This is a genomic window from Streptomyces sp. SP17BM10, from assembly GCF_036322405.1.
Classification (GTDB): domain Bacteria; phylum Actinomycetota; class Actinomycetes; order Streptomycetales; family Streptomycetaceae; genus Kitasatospora.
Map to the genome: position 1 here is coordinate 186,789 of NZ_JAQYXB010000577.1, position 16,466 is coordinate 203,254.

Below are 16,466 nucleotides of genomic sequence, written 5' to 3' on the forward strand. Positions count from 1 at the left end.
ACAACCGTTCGAGATCGTCGGCGCGCGACAGGATCCGATCGTCCCGACGCCCATTACGCTGACGGCCATGAGCGCCATGGATGCCCGCCCCGCCACCGCATCCGGCCCGGCGAACCCCCAGGCCGACCCCGAACCGCGGCCGCGCCGCGCCGGCTACCGGCGGCTGCCGGTCCAGCAGCGGCGCGAGCAACTCATCGCGGTGGCCCTGGAACTGTTCGCCACCCGGGCGCCCGAGGAGGTCGGCCTGGACGACGTCGCCGAGGCCGCCGGGGCCTCCCGCCCGCTCGTCTACCGCTACTTCGCGGGCGGCAAGCAGCAGCTCTACGAGGCCGCGCTGCGCACCGCCGCAGACGAGCTGACCAGCCGCTTCGCCGTCCCGCTGACCGGCACGCCGTCCGAACAGCTGTCGGCCGTCCTGGACGGCTACTTCGCGTTCGTCGCCGAGCACGACGCCGGCTACTCGGCGCTGCTGCGCGGCGGTTCGGTGGTGGAGACGGCCCGCACCTCGGCGATCGTCGACGACGTCCGGCGGGCGGCGCTGCGGCGCACGCTGCGACACCTGGGCGTCCGGGAGGCGGGCCCGCGGCTCACGCTGCTGGTGCGCTCGTGGATCGCGGTGGTCGAGGGGGCCTCGCTCAGCTGGCTGGACGAGGGGCGCGCGCTGCCGGTGGCCGAGCTGCGCGACTGGCTGGTCGACCAGTTCACGGCGATGGCGGCGGCGACGGCGCTGCACGATCCGCAGACGGCGCGGGTGCTGGCCGCGCTGCTCGCGCTGGAGGGGCCGCACGCGCCGCGGGCGGAGCGGCTGCGGGCGGTGCTGGCGGCCGGGCGGTGAGCACCACGGGCCGAGGTGGCCTTCCGACCCCCGTGCCTGGGGTCGGGCGGCGGGCGCTCAGGCCTTGCCGAGCACCTGGCGCTGACGACCGAGGCCGTCGATCTCGATCTCGACGACGTCGCCCGGGGCGAGGAACGCCGCGCCCGGGTGGCCCAGGGTGACCCCCGCCGGGGTGCCGGTGACGATCACGTCACCGGGCTCCAGGGCCATGAACTGGCTGACGTAGCGCACGAGTTCGAGCACCGGGAAGATCATGTGCGCGGTGCTGCCGTCCTGCCGGAGCTCGCCGTTGACCCACAGCCGCAGTGGCAGCCGCTGGGGGTCGGCCACCTCGTCGGCGGTGACCAGCCAGGGGCCGAGCGGGGTGAACGTCTGCGCCGACTTGCCCTTGGCCCACTGGCCGCCGCGCTCCAGCTGGAACGCGCGCTCGGTGACGTCGTTGGCGATCGTGTAACCCGCGATCACCCGCGCCGCCTCGGCGTGGCCGGCCAGGTAGCTCGCCGGGCGCCCGATCACGACGGCCAGCTCGGCCTCGTAGTCGGTCTTGTCGCCGCCCCGCGGCACCAGCACCTCGTCGTAGGGGCCGACCACGGTCGAGCTCGGCTTGAGGAAGATCACCGGCTCGTCCGGGATCGCGGCGCCGGCCTCGGCCGCGTGGTCGCGGTAGTTGAGCCCGATCCCGACCACCTTGCCCGGCCGGGCCACCGGGGCGCCGACCCGCTGTCCGGCGAGGTCGACCTCGGGCAGCAGGCCCGCCGCCACGTCCCGGGCCAGCGCGGCCGCGTCCAGTGCGGCCAGGAACGGCCCGTCGATGTCCCGGGCCATTCCGGAGAGGTCGTAACCGGTGCCGTCCTGTCCCAGCACGACCGGACGCTCGGCGCCCGGGGGTCCGACACGGAGGAGCTTCATCGATCCGTCACCACCATTTCGTCGCAGGTCACCGGGCCGGCCGCACACCGGTCCCGAGTCTGGCAACGAGGTATATCAACGGCTCCGTGGGCGATCCAGACGGTCCTCGTGGGCGAATTCCTATCAATTCCCACCGCCGGAGGAACGCCCGAATCGGCGTCCCGCACGGTTGACACCCTTCGCCCCCTCCGGTGTCTCAGGCCTTCCGGGGGCCGCCGGTGAGCAGGCCGTCGAGGGTCAGGGCCCGGGGCTCGCCCGGGCCCTCGTCGGCGAGCTCGCGCTCCCAGTGGTCGAGGTCGCGCAGCACGTCGGCGCGGGCCTGCGGGACGGCGTCGAGGGCCGGGACGAGCTCGCGCAGCAGCGCGACGGCGGCGCCCCTGCTGCCGTCGCGGGCGAGGAAGAGCGCCAGGTCGTGGCAGGTGCGCAGGGTGCGGAGGTCGGCCGGGCCGCAGATCCGGGCGAGGTCGCGGATGATCCCGGGCAGCATCGCGACGGCCTCCCCGGGCTCGCCGCCCGCGCCGAGCCGCCAGGCCCGGTCGGCGTTGCGGCGCAGGTGTTCGGGGTCGCCGTGGTCGAGCACGCCGGGGCGGACCTCGCGCAGCAGGCGGTGCACCTCGGCGGCGTCGGCGGGGCGGGCGGCGGGGTCCTTGGCGAGGAGCCGGGCGATCAGGTCGCCGAGCGCGGGGTCGACGGTGCGCACCCTCGCCGGGACCTCCTCCAGGTGCTTGTACATGTACTCGGCGGCCGAGGACGCCTGGAAGGGCCGCCGGCCGGTGCACAGCTGGTACAGCATGACGCCGAGCGCGTAGAGGTCGGCCTTGCTGTCCGCGCCGGCGCCGGACCAGACCTCGGGGGCCAGGTAGGGCACGGTGCCGACGATGTTCCCGGTGGAGGTGAGCACGGCACTCTGGGTGAGCAGGCGGGCGATGCCGAAGTCGAGGACCTTGGCCTTGCCGGTGTCCCGCGCGATCATGACGTTCTCGGGCTTGATGTCCCGGTGGACGATGCCCTCGCGGTGCGCGGCGTCCAGCGCCCGGCACACGTGGCGCGCCCAGCGCAGGGCGTCGGCCTGGTCGGGGACGCCTTCCTTCAGGACGTCGGCGAGCGAGCGTCCGCGGACGTACTCCATGACGAGGTAGTGGGTCTCCCCCGCACCGGGGCCGGCCCCGGTGCGCACCCGCCCGTAGTCGTGCACCGTCACGATGTGCGGGCCGGCGAGCCCGCCGGCCGTCCGGGCCTCGCGGATGAACCGGCTGACGGCCTCCCGGTCGGCGGCGTGCTCCTCCAGCAGCACCTTCACCGCGACCTTGCGGCCCATCCGCGCGTCGGTGGCCAGCCAGACCGAGCCGAAGCCGCCCCGGCCGAGCTCCTCCACCAGCCGGTAGCGGCCGTCGAGTACGTCCCCCTCCTGCATGTCTCCCCCCAAGTCCGCTTCCTCCGCCCGGCGTTCACCGCCGGGCGGACCACCATAGCGGCGGGGGGAGACGAACGGGTGAACGGATCAGGACGCGGTCTTCGGCAGTCCGGGCGGGTTGATCTCGGAGCTCTGCACGGCCTCGTTGGTGAGGCCCCAGCGCTTGAGCACCTGCGCGTAGGTGCCGTTCCGGATGGTCTCCTCGATCGCCCCGTTGAGCGCCTTGACCAGCCCGTTGTCCTTCTTGGTGGTCGCCGCGATCTTGCCGAGGACGTCGGCGCCGCCGCCCGAGTAGGTGCCGACGATCTCGGTCTCGCCGCTCTGGGCGGCGTGGAAGGACAGGCTGGGGTTGGGGCCGACGTAGGCGTCGATCCGGCCGGAGGAGAGGGCGAGGTAGAACTCGACGCCCTGGAAGTACTTGATGTCGATGGGCTTGAGGCCGTTGCGCACGTCCTCCTCGCTCCAGGCGATCAGCAGCTTCTCCTGGTTGGTGCCGGAGGAGACGCCGACCGTCCGGCCCGCGAGGTCCTTGGCGCCCGTCACCTTCAGGCCGCTGCCCTTCTTGGCCTCGAAGCCGAGGATGTCGAGCCGGTAGGTGGCGAAGTCGTACTTCTCCTTGCGGGCCTCGGTGACGGTGATGTTCGACAGGCCGGCGTCGTACTTGCCGGCGTCCAGGCCGACGAAGATGTTCTCCCAGGACACCGGGTTGAACTCGACCGTGAGACCGAGCACGTCACCGATGAGCGAGGCGATGTCGGGCTCGACGCCGATGACGGTCTTGTCGTCGTTGGCGTAGAACTCCAGCGGCGGGGTGGTGCCGAGGTTGTCGGCGACCGTCAGCGTGCCGCGTCTGCGGATCTCCTCCGGGACGAGCGCCGCGATGGCGTCCACCTTGGGCGTGGTCACGCGCTTCTGGTCGGCCGTCAGGTTGACCGTCGTGCCGTCGGGCGCGGTGCTGCCCTTGGCCGGGGCGAGCTCCGCCTGGGCGCCCGCGGGGCCCGCGCACGCGGCCGAACCGAGGAGGCCGACGGCGGCGATGGCGGCGACGAGGGCGCGGCGGGGCAGGGACATGGTGGAACTCCTTTACGGGGAAGGGGGTTTCAGAGGACCTTGGCGAGGAACGCCTTGGTGCGCTCCTGCCGGGGGCGGTCCAGGACCTCGGTCGGCGGGCCCTGCTCGACCACCACGCCGCCGTCCATGAAGACGACGGTGTCGGCGACCTCGCGGGCGAAGCCGATCTCGTGGGTGACGACGATCATCGTGGTGCCGCTGCGGGCGAGGTCCTTGATCACGTCGAGCACCTCGCCGACCAGCTCCGGGTCCAGCGCCGAGGTCGGTTCGTCGAACAGCAGCACCTTGGGCTCCAGGGCCAGCGCCCGGGCGATCGCCACCCGCTGCTGCTGCCCGCCGGAGAGCTGCCGCGGGTAGGCCTGCGCCTTGTCGGCCAGCCCGACCCGCTCCAGCAGCCGCAGCGCCGCCGCCCGGGCCTCGGCCTTCGGCCGGCGCAGCGCGCTCACCGGTGCCTCGACCAGGTTCTCCAGCACGGTGAGGTGCGGGAAGAGGTTGAAGTTCTGGAAGACGAAGCCGATGTGGGTGCGCTGGCGCAGCACCTCGCGCTCCCTGAGCTCGTGCAGCCGGTCGCCGGAGCGGCGGTAGCCGATCAGCTCGCCGTCGATGGCGACGAAGCCGCGGTCGAGCTTCTCCAGGTGGTTGATCGAGCGCAGCAGCGTGGACTTGCCGGAGCCGGACGGCCCCAGCACGACGGTCACCGATCCGGCCGGGACGTCCAGGTCGACGCCGCGCAGGACGGCGAGTGCGCCGAAGCTCTTGTGCAGGCCGCGGACCTGCACCATGGGGGCCGCCTCGGTCTTCGTCAGGGTGGTCACGACTGTCCTTCCGGGCTGAGGGCCGCGCCGGCGCCCCGGAGGAACGTCCGGACGCGCTGGAGCGGGGTGGGCGGCGGGGTGCGCTCGGCGCCGCGGGCGAAGTGGCGCTCGACGTAGTACTGGCCCACCGACAGGGCGGTGGTCAGCAGGACGTACCAGACGGTGGCGACCATCAGCAGCGGCACGACCCGGCCGGTCCGGCCGTAGACCACCTGCGCCTGGTAGAAGAGCTCGCCGATGGCCATCACGTAGACCACCGAGGTGCCCTTGAGCAGCGAGATCACCTCGTTGGCGGCGGCCGGCAGGATGCCGCGCATGGCCTGCGGCAGGACGATCCGCCAGGCCTGGCGCAGGCGCGGGACCCCGAGCGCGGCGGCGGCCTCGCGCTGGCCGGCGTCGACGGCGATGACGCCGCCGCGGATGATCTCGGCGGCGAACGCGGCCTGGTGCAGCCCGAGGCCGAGCACGGCGGCTCCGAGCGCGCTGAGCACGCCCATCGTGTCGACCTCGCCGAAGGTCGGGCCGAACGGGATGCCGAGGCCGAACCGCTTGTAGAGGTAGGAGAGGTTGAACCAGAAGACCAGCTGGACGATCAGCGGGATCGAGCGGAACGCCCACACGTACGCCCACGCGATGCTCCGCAGGATCCGGCTGGGCGACAGCCGCATCGCGGCCACGACGGCGCCCAGCAGGAAGCCCAGGACGGTGCCGTAGGCGGTGAGTTCGAGGGTGCGCCCGACCGCGCGGACGATCACGTCGGCGGTGAAGTAGAGCCGGAAGGTGCCCCAGTCCCAGCCCGGGTTGGTGGCCAGGCCGTGGACGAACTGGGCGAGGACGACGACGGCGGCGAGCCCGGTGGCGAGCCGCCAGGGGTGGCGGGCCGGGACGGTCCGCAGCCCGGCCAGGTCGTCGAGGTCGACCCGCCCGGGGCCGCGCGCGGAACCGGCGGGTCCGCGGACGGCGGTGGTGTCGGTGACGGTCATGCGGGGACTCCTCCAACGGGCCCGGGGATCAGGGGTGTTCGGGCGGGCTGATCAGGGACTCCGGGATCGCCGAGTCGGTGACGCCCCACTTGCGCAGGATCCGCTCGTACGTCCCCTCCTTGATCAGGGTGTTGACGGCCGCCCGGAACGCCGGGGTCAGCCGGGAGCCCTTCTTGAACGCGAAGCCGACGTCCAGCCGGTGGAACTCGCCGAGGAAGCGCGTCCCCGAGGCCTCCTGCGCGGCCTGGTGGCGCAGGCCGTTGATGGTGGACATCACGATGTCGACGCGGCCCTGCTGGAGGCCGGTGAGCACGGCGCCGCTGTCGCTGAACGCCTTGACCTCGTACGGCTTCTTCCCGGCGTCGGCGCACACGTTCTTCTTCGCGTTCAGCGTGGTCTCGAAGGTGGTGCCGGCGCCGGTGCCGATGGTCAGCCCGCACAGCTGGACGAGGTCGGTGACCGGCTTGCGGTCGGTATCGTCCTTGCGCACCGCGAAGCCCTGGCCGTCGTCGATGTAGGTGACGAAGTCGATGGTCTTCAGCCGGGCCGTGGTGACGCCGAAGTTGCCGGTGCCGACGTCGTACTTGCCGCTGTCGAGGGCGGGCAGGATCGTCTCGAAGGCGGCCTCCTCGCGCTGCACGGTGAGGCCGAGCACCTTGGCGACCGCGTCGGTGATGTCGATGTCGATCCCGGCCGGCTTCTTGGTGGCCTGGTCGGCGTAGAACGCGCTCGGCGGGTACCCGAAGGACGTGCCGAACGTGACCGTGCCGGCGGCACGGACCTCCTCGGGCAGCAACGCGGCCGCCGCGTCGGACTCGGCGATCCCGGAGACGACGTCCTGACCGGCCGCGGCGGCCGGTCCGCTCGCGCCCGGCGCACCCGGGATCTTCGGGTCCGCGCCGCACGCGGCCACCGCCAGGACCGGCAGCAGGGCGGCCGTGGCCGCGAACAGGCGACGGACGGGGGTGGTTCTCACGCGAGGCCTTTCGTGGGGTGGTGCGCTAGTGGAAGAGGTGCTTCTCGAACGGGAGCGGGCCGACCGCGACCGGATCGGCGCTGACGTCGAACAGCGGCGTGTAGCCGGCCGCCAGGTAGAGGCCCCTGGCCTCGGGCTGGAGCGGGCCGGTGGTGAGGAAGACCCGGCGGTACCCGGCGGCGAGCGCGGCGCGTTCCAGCTCGGCCAGCACCCGGCGGGCCAGGCCGCGGCGGCGGTGGGCCGAGGCCGTCCACATCCGCTTGAGCTCGGCGGTGTGCCGGTCGTAGCGCTTGTACGCGCCGCCGGCCACCGGCTCGCCGTCCTCCAGCAGGAGGAGCAGCAGGCCGTGCGGCTCGGCGAACGCGTCCGCCGGGTAGCGGGTCATCTCCACCTGCCCCGAGGGGCCGTAGCGCCTGGTGTACTCGTGCGTCAGCTCGCGCAGCAGCGGTTCGACCAGGGGGTCGTCGATCGTGACCCGCCGGATCTCCGCGATGCGGGCGGACTCCGTCACGCCTGCACCGCGATGAGCTGCTGCCGGTCCCGCTCGGCCTCCTCGGCCCGCGCCGCCTTCTCGGCGTCCCGCTTGGCGACCTCCTCGCGGACCAGCGGGATGACGTAGCGGCCGAAGTCGATCGCGTCGTCCAGCAGGTCGTAGCCGCGCGCGGAGAGGATGTCGACGCCGAGGTCGTAGTAGTCGAGCAGCGCCTGGGCGACCGTCTCCGGGGTGCCGACCAGCGCGTTGGAATTGCCCGCCCCGCCGGTGGCCGCCGCGGTCGGGGTCCACAGCGCGCGGTCGTAGCGCTCGCCGGCCTCGGCGATCTCGATGAGGCGCTGGGAGCCGGTGTTCTCCGGCGCGTCGGCGCCGAGCGGGCGGCCGCGGCGCAGCGGCTCGCCGCCGGCCCGGCGGGCCCTGATCGCGTCCACCGTCCGGTGCGCCTTCTCCCAGGCCAGTTCCTCGGTCGGCGCGACGATCGGCCGGAAGGCCACCTGGATCCGCGGCACGTCGGTGCGCCCGGCGGCGCGGGCCGCCTCCTTCACCCGCTCGATCTGCTCGGCGGTGCGGGCCAGCGGCTCGCCCCACAGGCAGTAGACGTCCGCCTCGGCGCCGCCGGCCGCGTAGGCGGCGTCCGAGGAACCGCCGAAGGAGACGCCGGGGCGCGGCTGCTGGACGGGGAAGACGTCCGAGACGAAGTCGTTGAAGCGGTAGTGCTCGCCCTCGTGGTCGAAGGGTTCGCGGCTGGTCCAGGCCTTCTTGACGATGCCGATGTACTCGCGGGTCCGGGCGTAGCGCTCGTCCTTGCCGAGGAAGTCGCCCTCGCGCTGCTGCTCGTGGTCGTTGCCGCCGGTGATGAAGTGGACGGTGAGACGGCCGCCGCTGATCTGGTCGAGCGTCGCGAAGGTCTTGGCGGCGAAGGTCGGGTAGGAGACGTTCGGCCGGTGGGCGAGGAGGATCTGCAGCTTGTCGAGCTTCGAGGCGAGGAACGCGGCTGCCGCGGCCGGCTCGGGCGAACCGGCCCCGTAGGCGAACAGGACACGGTCCCAGCCGTGGTCCTCGTGGGCGCGGGCCAGCCGCAGCGTGTAGTCGCGGTCGAAGGCGGCGGTGGTGCGGGCGGTGGTCTCCGAACCGTCGCCGGTGGCGGCGATGCCGAGGAACTCGACGGGCATGGCGGAACCTTTCGCGTGGGCGGGTCGGCGGCCCGCGGACGGGCGTGCCGGAGGCGGCCGCGGCGGGGCGGCCGTGAACACGGGTACGTGAGGTGAGGGAACTGCCGGAGCGCAGTGGATGGGGCCGGAAGGCGGCGGCGCACGGCTGTCGGGAGGGCCGTCGGATCAAGGGAGGACGGCGGTCCGCTGCCGGTTCAGGCCGGACACGCCGCCGACCACACCCGACCGAAGTCGATGTGGTCGCGGGTGACCAGGAACTGCTCGGCGTACATGGGCTCAAGTTGACCAGCGGCCCGAGCCGTACGTCAACCACCCATCATTGCAGCGCTGTTGCAATCTCCTGACGTCTTCCCGCGGGCCCCGGTCGCCCTTGACAGCCCGCGCGCGCAGCGGCCTACGATCACGGCGGAGCGCAGTGCGCAGCGCCGGCCGTGTTGAGGGACGCGGGCCGGCGCGAAGGCCGTACGTGACCACACCCGTACCTCCCGCCAGGAGCCTCCGCCATGGCCACTCCGCCGGACGTCCTCCCCTCCCCCGCACCGCCCGCCCGCCCCGCACCGGACCCCGGCCCCGCCGAGGCCCGCGTCGTCGCCCGCCGGAGCCCCGGCCAGTGGCTCGCCGCCGCGGTCGCCCTGCTGTTGTTCGTCATGGCGGTCGCCTCGATCGTCCGCAACGACGCCTTCCAGTGGGGCGTCGTCGCCGAGTGGTTCACCGCGCGGTCCGTCCTCGACGGCCTCGGCCTGACCCTCTGGCTCACCGCCGCGACGCTCGGTCTCGGCTTCGTCTTCGGCACCGTGCTCGCCACCATGCGGCTGTCCGCCAACCCGGTGCTGCGCACGCTGAGTTGGGGCTACATCTGGCTGTTCCGCTCCACCCCGCCACTGGTCCAGCTGCTGTTCTTCTTCAACATCGGCGCGCTCTACCCGACCCTCGGCCTCGGCATCCCGTTCGGCCCGGAGTTCGTCACCGTGAAGACCGTCAACCTGATCGGCCCCACGCTCACCGCCGTCATCGGCCTGACCCTGCTGGAGACCGCGTACGCGGCCGAGGTCATCCGCGGCGGCATCCTGTCCGTCGACCGAGGGCAGCTGGAGGCCGCCGCCGCGCTCGGCCTCGGCCGGTGGCGGGTGCTGCGCCGGATCGTCGTGCCGCAGGCGATGCGGGCGATCGTGCCGACCGCGGGGAACATGCTGATCGGCGCGCTCAAGGGCACCAGCATCGTCAGCGTGCTGGCCGTCTCCGACCTGTTGTACTCGGTCCAGTTGGTCTACCTGCAGTCGTACCAGGTCATCCCGATGCTGATGGTCGCCACCATCTGGTACCTGGTGATCACCAGCGTCCTGTCCGTCGGCCAGTACTACGTCGAACGGCACTACGCCAGGGGCGCCACCCGGGACGGGCTGCCGCCCACCCCGCTCCAGCGCGCCCGGGCGGCCTTCGGCCGGCTGCGCGGGGCGGTGGGCGCGTGAACGTCCTCGTCATCGTCGGCGCCGGCCCGCGCGGCACCGGGCTGCTGGAGCGCATCGCCGCCAACGCGCCCGAACTCCTGCCCGCCGACCGGCCGTTGCACATCCACCTGGTCGACCCGTACCCGCCCGGCGCGGGCCGGATCTGGCGGCACGACCAGTCCCCGCTGCTGCGGATGAACTCGATGGCCGAGGACGTCACGATGTTCACCGACGAGCACTCCACCATCGAGGGCCCGGTCCGCCCCGGCCCCTCGCTCGCCGAATGGGCCCGCCGTCAAAGGCACTTCGCGCCCTACCGGGAGGTCGCGGACCGGGCCGTCCGGGAGGAACTGCGCACCCTCGCCCCCACCGACTTCCCCACCCGCCGGGCCCAGAGCGCCTACCTGGACTGGGTGTTCCGCCGCGCCGTCGCCGACCTGCCGCCGCACGTCACCGTCACCGTCCACCGGGACACCGTCCGGCGGATCGACGGCCCCGCCGACGGCCCGCAGACCGTCCACCTCGGCGACCGCACGCTCACCGCCGACCACGTCGCCCTCACCCTCGGCCACCTCGACTCCGCCCCGCACCCCCGCCACGACGCCGACGCCGACTTCGCCGCCCGGCACCGCCGCTTCCACCTCCGGCCCGCCTACACCGCCGACACCGACCTCTCCGGCCTCGCCCCCGGCGAGCACACCGTGCTGCGCGGCTTCGGACTGGCCGCGGTCGACCTCCTCGCACTGCTCACCGAGGGCCGCGGCGGCCGCTTCGAGCCGACCCCCGACGGACTGCGCTACCACCCGTCCGGCCGCGAGCCGGTGCTCCACCTCGGCTCCCGGCGCGGCGTCCCGTACCACTCCAAGACCGGCTACCGCCTCCAGGGGCCGCCCGCCCCGCTCCCCCGGTACTTCGACGCGGCCACCGTCGACGCCGTCCTCGCCACCGGCGGACCACTCGAGCTGCGGCGCGACATATGGCCCTTGATGGCCAAGGAGGTCGGCTTCGGGTACTACCACGAGCTGTTCCACGCACACCCCGAACGCACCGCCCTACCCTGGTCCCGCTTCCTCGCCCGCTACGACCGGCACGGCTGGTACACCCCCGGACTCGCCGCCCTCGTCGCCGAAGCCGTCCCCGACCCGGCCGACCGGCTCGACTTCGAACGGCTCGACCGCCCGCTGGCCGGCCTCGAACTCGGCTCGGCGGACGAACTCCAGGCCCACCTGCGCGCATACGTCACCGCCGACGCCGACCGCCGCGCCGACCCGGCCCACAGCGCTGACCTCGGCGCCTTCCTCGCGCTGCTCTCACTGTTCGGCCAGTTCCCCCGGGTGATCGGCTCCGGCCTGCTGACCCCCCGGTCGATCGCGGAGGAGGTCGACGGCTGGTTCTTCGGCTACTTCAACCACCTCGCGTCCGGCCCGCCCGGCTTCCGGCTGCGCCAGTTGCTCGCGCTCTCCGAAGCCGGCGTGGTCCGCTTCCTCGGCGCGGGCATCCGGGTGGACCGAAACGAGGCCGACGGCACCTGGCGCGCATCCGGAACCACCGTGCCCGGCCACACCGTCACCGCGACGGCTCTCATCGAGGCCTACCTCCCGAAGCACACCGTGGGCCGCACCGCGGACCCCGTCCTGCACGACCTGCACCACACCGGCCGGGTCGTCGAGGAGGTCCTGGCCGACGAGGAGTACACCCACCGCTCCGGCCTGATCGCGATCTCCCCGCACGACAGCCGCCTCATCGACCCCACCCTCGACGGCACCCCCCACCCCCGCCGCACCGCCATGGGCCCCCACACCACCCTCCGAGCCGCCGCCGCCTTCGCCCGCCCCCACACCAACTCCCTGGGCTTCCGCCAAAACGACGCCACCGCCCGCACCCTCCTGCAAACGATGGCCACCCACCCGACCCCCGAAATGGCCATCTGAATCCCCCCGGACGCCCCTCTCCCCACCCACCCCCTCCGCCACCCCCGGAGAACCCACCCACCCGAAAGCCAACCCCCACACACAAGCCCCGCGCAGCGGCCCCCTCCCACCCCCTTCCCCCAGGTGAAAGGATGGTCCCGGCCCCCCGCGACGATGCGACGGCCATAGAGCAGAGCCGAGGAGCGCAGTCATGCCGAAGCAGGCCCCGCAGAGCGACCCCCTGCAGGACGCCCCCGAGGTGTCCGCGCCGCAGCACGCCGCCGCCGGCCTGCCCGCCGTCGGCCACAGCCTCCGCATGGCCACCGAGCAGATGGGCGCCCGCCGCACCCTCGCCACGCTCCTCAAGGTGAACCAGCCGAACGGTTTCGACTGCCCCGGCTGCGCCTGGCCGGAGCCGGACAAGACGCACACCGCCGAGTTCTGCGAGAACGGCGCCAAGGCCGTCGCCGAGGAGGCGACCGAGCGCCGGATCCGGGCCGAGTTCTTCGCCGCGCACCCGGTCGCCGACCTGGCCGAGCGCTCCGGCTACTGGCTCGGGCAGCAGGGCCGCCTCACCCAGCCGATGCTGCTGGAGGAGGGCGCGACGCACTACACCCCGGTCTCCTGGGACGACGCCTTCGCGCTGATCGCGGAGGAGCTGCGGGCCCTGGAGTCTCCGGACGGCGCCGCGTTCTACACCTCGGGCCGCACCAGCAACGAGGCCGCCTTCGCCTACCAGCTGTTCGCCCGCCGCCTGGGCACCAACAACCTGCCGGACTGCTCCAACATGTGCCACGAGTCCTCGGGCTCCGCGCTCACCGAGACGCTCGGCGTCGGCAAGGGCAGCGTCAGCCTGAAGGACCTCTACGAGGCCGACCTGATCATCGTGGCCGGCCAGAACCCGGGCACCAACCACCCCCGGATGCTCTCCGCCCTGGAGCGCGCCAAGCGGGCCGGCGCGAAGGTCGTCAGCGTCAACCCGCTGCCGGAGGCGGGTCTGGAGCGCTTCAAGAACCCGCAGAACGCCCGCGGCCTGGTCGGCCACGGCACCAAGCTGACCGACCTCTTCCTGCAGATCCGCCTCGGCGGCGACCTCGCGCTGTTCCGCGCGCTCAACAAGATCGTCCTGGAGCGCGACGGCGTCGACCACGACTTCGTCGCCGAACACTGCCACGGCTTCGAAGAGTTCGAGAGCCAGGCCCGCAGGACCGAGCGCGCAGACGTCCTCGCCGCGACCGGCCTCCCCTGGGAGCAGATCGAGGAGCTGGCCGGCCTGGTGCTGGCCTCCGAGAAGATCATCGTCTGCTGGGCGATGGGCCTCACGCAGCACAAGCACGCCGTCCCGACCATCCGCGAGGTGGTCAACTTCCTCCTGCTGCGCGGTAACGTCGGCCGCCCGGGCGCGGGCGTCTGCCCGGTGCGCGGGCACAGCAACGTGCAGGGCGACCGGACGATGGGCATCTTCGAGCGCCCGAGCACGGCGTTCCTGGACGCGCTCGGCAAGGAGTTCGGCTTCGAGCCGCCGCGCGAGCACGGTCTCGACTCGGTGGACACGATCCGCGCGATGCGGGACGGCAAGGTCGGGGTCTTCTTCGCGATGGGCGGCAACTTCGTCGCGGCGACGCCGGACACCGAGGTCACCGAGGCCGCGATGCGGCGCTGCAAGCTGACGGTGCACGTCTCGACCAAGCTCAACCGCTCGCACGTGATCACCGGCGCCCGCGCGCTGATCCTGCCGACGCTGGGCCGCACCGACCGGGACGTCACCGCGCACGGCGCCCAGTTCGTCAGCGTCGAGGACTCGATGGGCCAGGTGCACGCCTCGCGCGGCGGTCTGCGTCCGCCGGCGCCGGGCCTGCTGTCCGAGACGGCCATCGTCTGCCGCCTCGCCCGGACCGTCCTCGGCCCGGAGGACACCGTGCCGTGGGAGGACTTCGCCGACGACTACGACACGCTGCGGGCCCGGATCGCCCGGGTCGTGCCCGGCTTCGAGGACTACAACGAGAAGGTGCGCCGCCCCGGCGGCTTCACCCTGCCGCACGGCCCGCGCGACTCCCGGACCTTCCCGACGGCCACCGGCAAGGCGAACTTCACCGTCAACCCGCTGACCGCCCCGGAGGTCCCGCCGGGCCGCCTGCTGTTGCAGACGCTGCGCTCGCACGACCAGTACAACACCACGATCTACGGCCTCGACGACCGCTACCGCGGCATCAAGGGCGGCCGCCGGGTGGTCCTGGTGAACCCGGCCGACGCCGCCGAACTCGGCCTGAGCGAGGGCGCGTTCGTCGACCTGGTGGGCGAGTGGAAGGACGGCGTCGAGCGGCGTGCCCCGCACTTCAAGGTGGTCCACTACCCGGTGGCCCGCGGCGGGGCGGCGGCCTACTACCCCGAGACGAACGTGCTGGTCCCGCTGGACTCGACGGCCGACATCAGCAACACCCCGACGTCGAAGGCGGTCGTGATCCGCTTCGAGTCGGACAGCACCGCGGGCTGACCGAACACCAGTGAGGCCGCCTCGAGGGGCGGCCTCACTGGTGTTCACGGGCTCAGTGCAGCAGCCCACCAAGGAGCGGCAGCGTCGCAGTGGCACTCCCGGGCGCCGAAGCGGTGGGCGTACCCGTACCGGACGGCGTGGGAGTACCCGTCCCTGACGCCGTAGGCGTCCCCGTGCCCGACGGCGTAGGCGTCCCCGTGCCCGTACCCGACGGCGTCCCCGACGGCGTCCCCGACGGCGTAGGCGTCCCCGTCCCCGAAGGAGTGCCAGTACCCGAAGGAGTGCCAGTACCCGACGGCGTCCCCGGACTGCTGGGCGTACCGGGCGTGGTCGACGGAGTGCCGGGCGTGGTCGACGGCGTCCCCGGGTTCGGCGCGGGCGTACCCGGGGCCGGGGTGGTCACCGGCGGCCGCTGCTCGGCCGGGGTCGGGGCGATCGGGGTGACGGTGTCCCAGCCGGCCGGGAGGGCGGGGACCTTCCAGGCGCCGCCTGCGTCGTCCGCCGCGCCGGACGGGTCGGGGCGGACGGCCCCGAGGATCGGCATCGAGCCGATCGGCGAGACCTTGATCACCGCGCCCGGCCGCGGCGCCTGGACGATCAGCCCGCCGCCGATGTACATCGCGACATGCGTGGCGCCCTGGAAGTACACGATGAGGTCGCCGGGCCGGATCTGGTTCAGCGCGACGTGCGGAAGCTCGGCCCACTGCTCCTGGCTGGTGCGCGGGATCGGCTTGCCGGCGTGCAGCCACGCCTGCGAGGTGAGGCCGGAGCAGTCGTAGGAGTCCGGGCCGACGCCGCCCCACAGGTAGGGCTTGTTGAGCTGGGCCAGCGCGAAGGCGACCGCCGCGCGCCCGGCCAGCGAGGGCGTGCGCTCGCCCTGACCGAGGGCGCCGGAGGCGAGGAAGGCGAGCTGGGCCTCGTCCGCCTTGGCCTTCTCCAGCTCCTCCAGTTCGGTGCGCTGGGCGCCGGTGAGCGAGGAGACCAGTTGCTCGACGGCGGCGAGGTCGGTGGCGACCTTGGCCTTCGCGGCCTCCTGCTGGGCGACGAGCGCCTGGGAGGTCTTGAGGGCGTCCGCGGTCTGCTGGGTCAGCCCGGCGAGTTCGTTGCGGTCGGCCTTGAGCCGGTCGAGGAACTCGGACTGCGAGCGGCTGGCGGTGGCGAGCAGCTCGGCGATGGTGACGGCCTCGTACGGGTCCTTGGAGAGCAGCAGTTCGGCGTAGGCGGAGGTGGCGCCGTTGCGGTACTGGGCGGCGGCGAGCTGCGCGGCGATGTCGGTGCCGGCGTCGACCTGCTTCTGCTGGCGTTCGAGGCGGTTCTGCAGGTCGGCGAGGGCGGTCTGCTGCTCGGTGACCTTGGCGACCGCGCCGTTGTACTGCTCGGTGGCGGCCTCGGCGCCCTGGTAGAGCGCGTGCAGCTGGTCGAGCAGCGGTCCGAGGGTGGCCTTGGCGGCGGCGAGCGGGTCGTCGCCGGGGCTCGCCGCGGGCGCCGTCACGCCGGGCGTGCCCGGGTCTGGTGCGGCGTACGCGGCCCCGGTGGCGAACGGGAGCGCCAGCGCGGCGGCGGCCAGCACGGCTCCGCAGCGCAGGGCGGCCCGCACCCAGGGGCGCACGCCCGTCGTCTCGCCGCGCCGTGATTCCCCGCCCATGGGTGTTCCTCCCCGCCCTGCCCGTCCCCCGGGTTCCCCGGATCCCGGCGATCCTCCCACGGGTTACCCGTCGGAAACAGGGCGCGCCAGGACCAGGAGGTGAATTCTCCGTTCACGGCGCCGTCCGGCTGTGAGACGGGTCTCAGCAAAACGGCGCGAACCGGGGCGTTCTTCGCTAAGGTCCAGCTCAGCGCGACCGACGTCACCCTTCCGAAAGTTTCCGGCCACTGCCAGGACACCATCGGAACCACGATTCCCGGCTCAGTTCACCTTCCGTTCACCGAACCTGCCTACGGTCACG

Annotated in this window: 13 protein-coding genes; 4 read left to right on the forward strand and 9 right to left on the reverse strand. The window is 73.2% G+C overall.

From position 1 onward, the window contains the following. Positions 1 to 76 precede the first annotated feature (76 nt). Positions 77 to 835: a TetR/AcrR family transcriptional regulator gene (locus PUR71_RS17835; RefSeq protein WP_329928153.1), complete on the forward strand. Its 759-nt coding sequence runs from the start codon at positions 77 to 79 to the stop codon at positions 833 to 835. A gap of 57 nt (positions 836 to 892) precedes the next feature. On the opposite strand, the gene PUR71_RS17840 is transcribed toward PUR71_RS17835, so the two are convergent. The 8 genes from PUR71_RS17840 to PUR71_RS17875 all read right to left on the reverse strand — a co-directional run bounded on the left by PUR71_RS17840 (position 893) and on the right by PUR71_RS17875 (position 8,668). Further along, complete coding sequence (locus tag PUR71_RS17840; RefSeq protein ID WP_329927995.1) at positions 893 to 1,744, reverse strand: fumarylacetoacetate hydrolase family protein; 852 nt, start codon at positions 1,742 to 1,744, stop codon at positions 893 to 895. 196 nt (positions 1,745 to 1,940) lie between these two features. Continuing rightward, a complete protein-coding gene (locus tag PUR71_RS17845; RefSeq protein ID WP_329927996.1) occupies positions 1,941 to 3,158 on the reverse strand; it encodes a serine/threonine-protein kinase in 1,218 nt (405 codons plus the stop codon). A gap of 87 nt (positions 3,159 to 3,245) precedes the next feature. Continuing rightward, entirely contained in the window at positions 3,246 to 4,229 is a 984-nt protein-coding gene (locus PUR71_RS17850) for an ABC transporter substrate-binding protein (protein WP_329927997.1), read from the reverse strand. A gap of 29 nt (positions 4,230 to 4,258) precedes the next feature. Then, complete coding sequence (locus PUR71_RS17855; protein ID WP_329928154.1) at positions 4,259 to 5,011, reverse strand: amino acid ABC transporter ATP-binding protein; 753 nt, start codon at positions 5,009 to 5,011, stop codon at positions 4,259 to 4,261. 29 nt (positions 5,012 to 5,040) lie between these two features. Beyond that, positions 5,041 to 6,027, reverse strand: coding sequence for an amino acid ABC transporter permease (locus tag PUR71_RS17860; protein ID WP_329927998.1), 987 nt, complete (start codon positions 6,025 to 6,027; stop codon positions 5,041 to 5,043). 28 nt (positions 6,028 to 6,055) lie between these two features. Further along, positions 6,056 to 7,003, reverse strand: coding sequence for an ABC transporter substrate-binding protein (locus PUR71_RS17865; protein ID WP_329927999.1), 948 nt, complete (start codon positions 7,001 to 7,003; stop codon positions 6,056 to 6,058). Between the two features lie 25 nt (positions 7,004 to 7,028). Further along, positions 7,029 to 7,514, reverse strand: coding sequence for a GNAT family N-acetyltransferase (locus PUR71_RS17870; RefSeq protein WP_329928000.1), 486 nt, complete (start codon positions 7,512 to 7,514; stop codon positions 7,029 to 7,031). Continuing rightward, positions 7,511 to 8,668 (reverse strand): LLM class flavin-dependent oxidoreductase, encoded by a 1,158-nt coding sequence (locus PUR71_RS17875; RefSeq protein WP_329928001.1) that lies wholly within the window; start codon positions 8,666 to 8,668, stop codon positions 7,511 to 7,513. Before PUR71_RS17875 ends, PUR71_RS17870 begins: the two co-directional genes overlap by 4 nt. A 503-nt stretch (positions 8,669 to 9,171) precedes the next feature. On the opposite strand from PUR71_RS17875, the gene PUR71_RS17880 reads away from it, so the two are divergent. The 3 genes from PUR71_RS17880 to PUR71_RS17890 all read left to right on the forward strand — a co-directional run bounded on the left by PUR71_RS17880 (position 9,172) and on the right by PUR71_RS17890 (position 14,520). Next, the gene (locus PUR71_RS17880) at positions 9,172 to 10,137 is read left to right on the forward strand and encodes an amino acid ABC transporter permease (protein WP_329928002.1); all 966 of its coding nucleotides are present in this window, start codon (positions 9,172 to 9,174) and stop codon (positions 10,135 to 10,137) included. Next, the gene (locus tag PUR71_RS17885) at positions 10,134 to 12,047 is read left to right on the forward strand and encodes an FAD/NAD(P)-binding protein (protein ID WP_329928003.1); all 1,914 of its coding nucleotides are present in this window, start codon (positions 10,134 to 10,136) and stop codon (positions 12,045 to 12,047) included. Before PUR71_RS17880 ends, PUR71_RS17885 begins: the two co-directional genes overlap by 4 nt. 190 nt (positions 12,048 to 12,237) lie before the next feature. Next, complete coding sequence (locus tag PUR71_RS17890; RefSeq protein WP_329928004.1) at positions 12,238 to 14,520, forward strand: FdhF/YdeP family oxidoreductase; 2,283 nt, start codon at positions 12,238 to 12,240, stop codon at positions 14,518 to 14,520. Between the two features lie 52 nt (positions 14,521 to 14,572). Here the strand turns inward: PUR71_RS17890 and PUR71_RS17895 are convergent, their stop codons facing one another. Then, positions 14,573 to 16,165, reverse strand: a complete 1,593-nt coding sequence (locus PUR71_RS17895) for an NlpC/P60 family protein (RefSeq protein ID WP_329928005.1) — start codon at positions 16,163 to 16,165, stop codon at positions 14,573 to 14,575. Positions 16,166 to 16,466 lie beyond the last annotated feature (301 nt).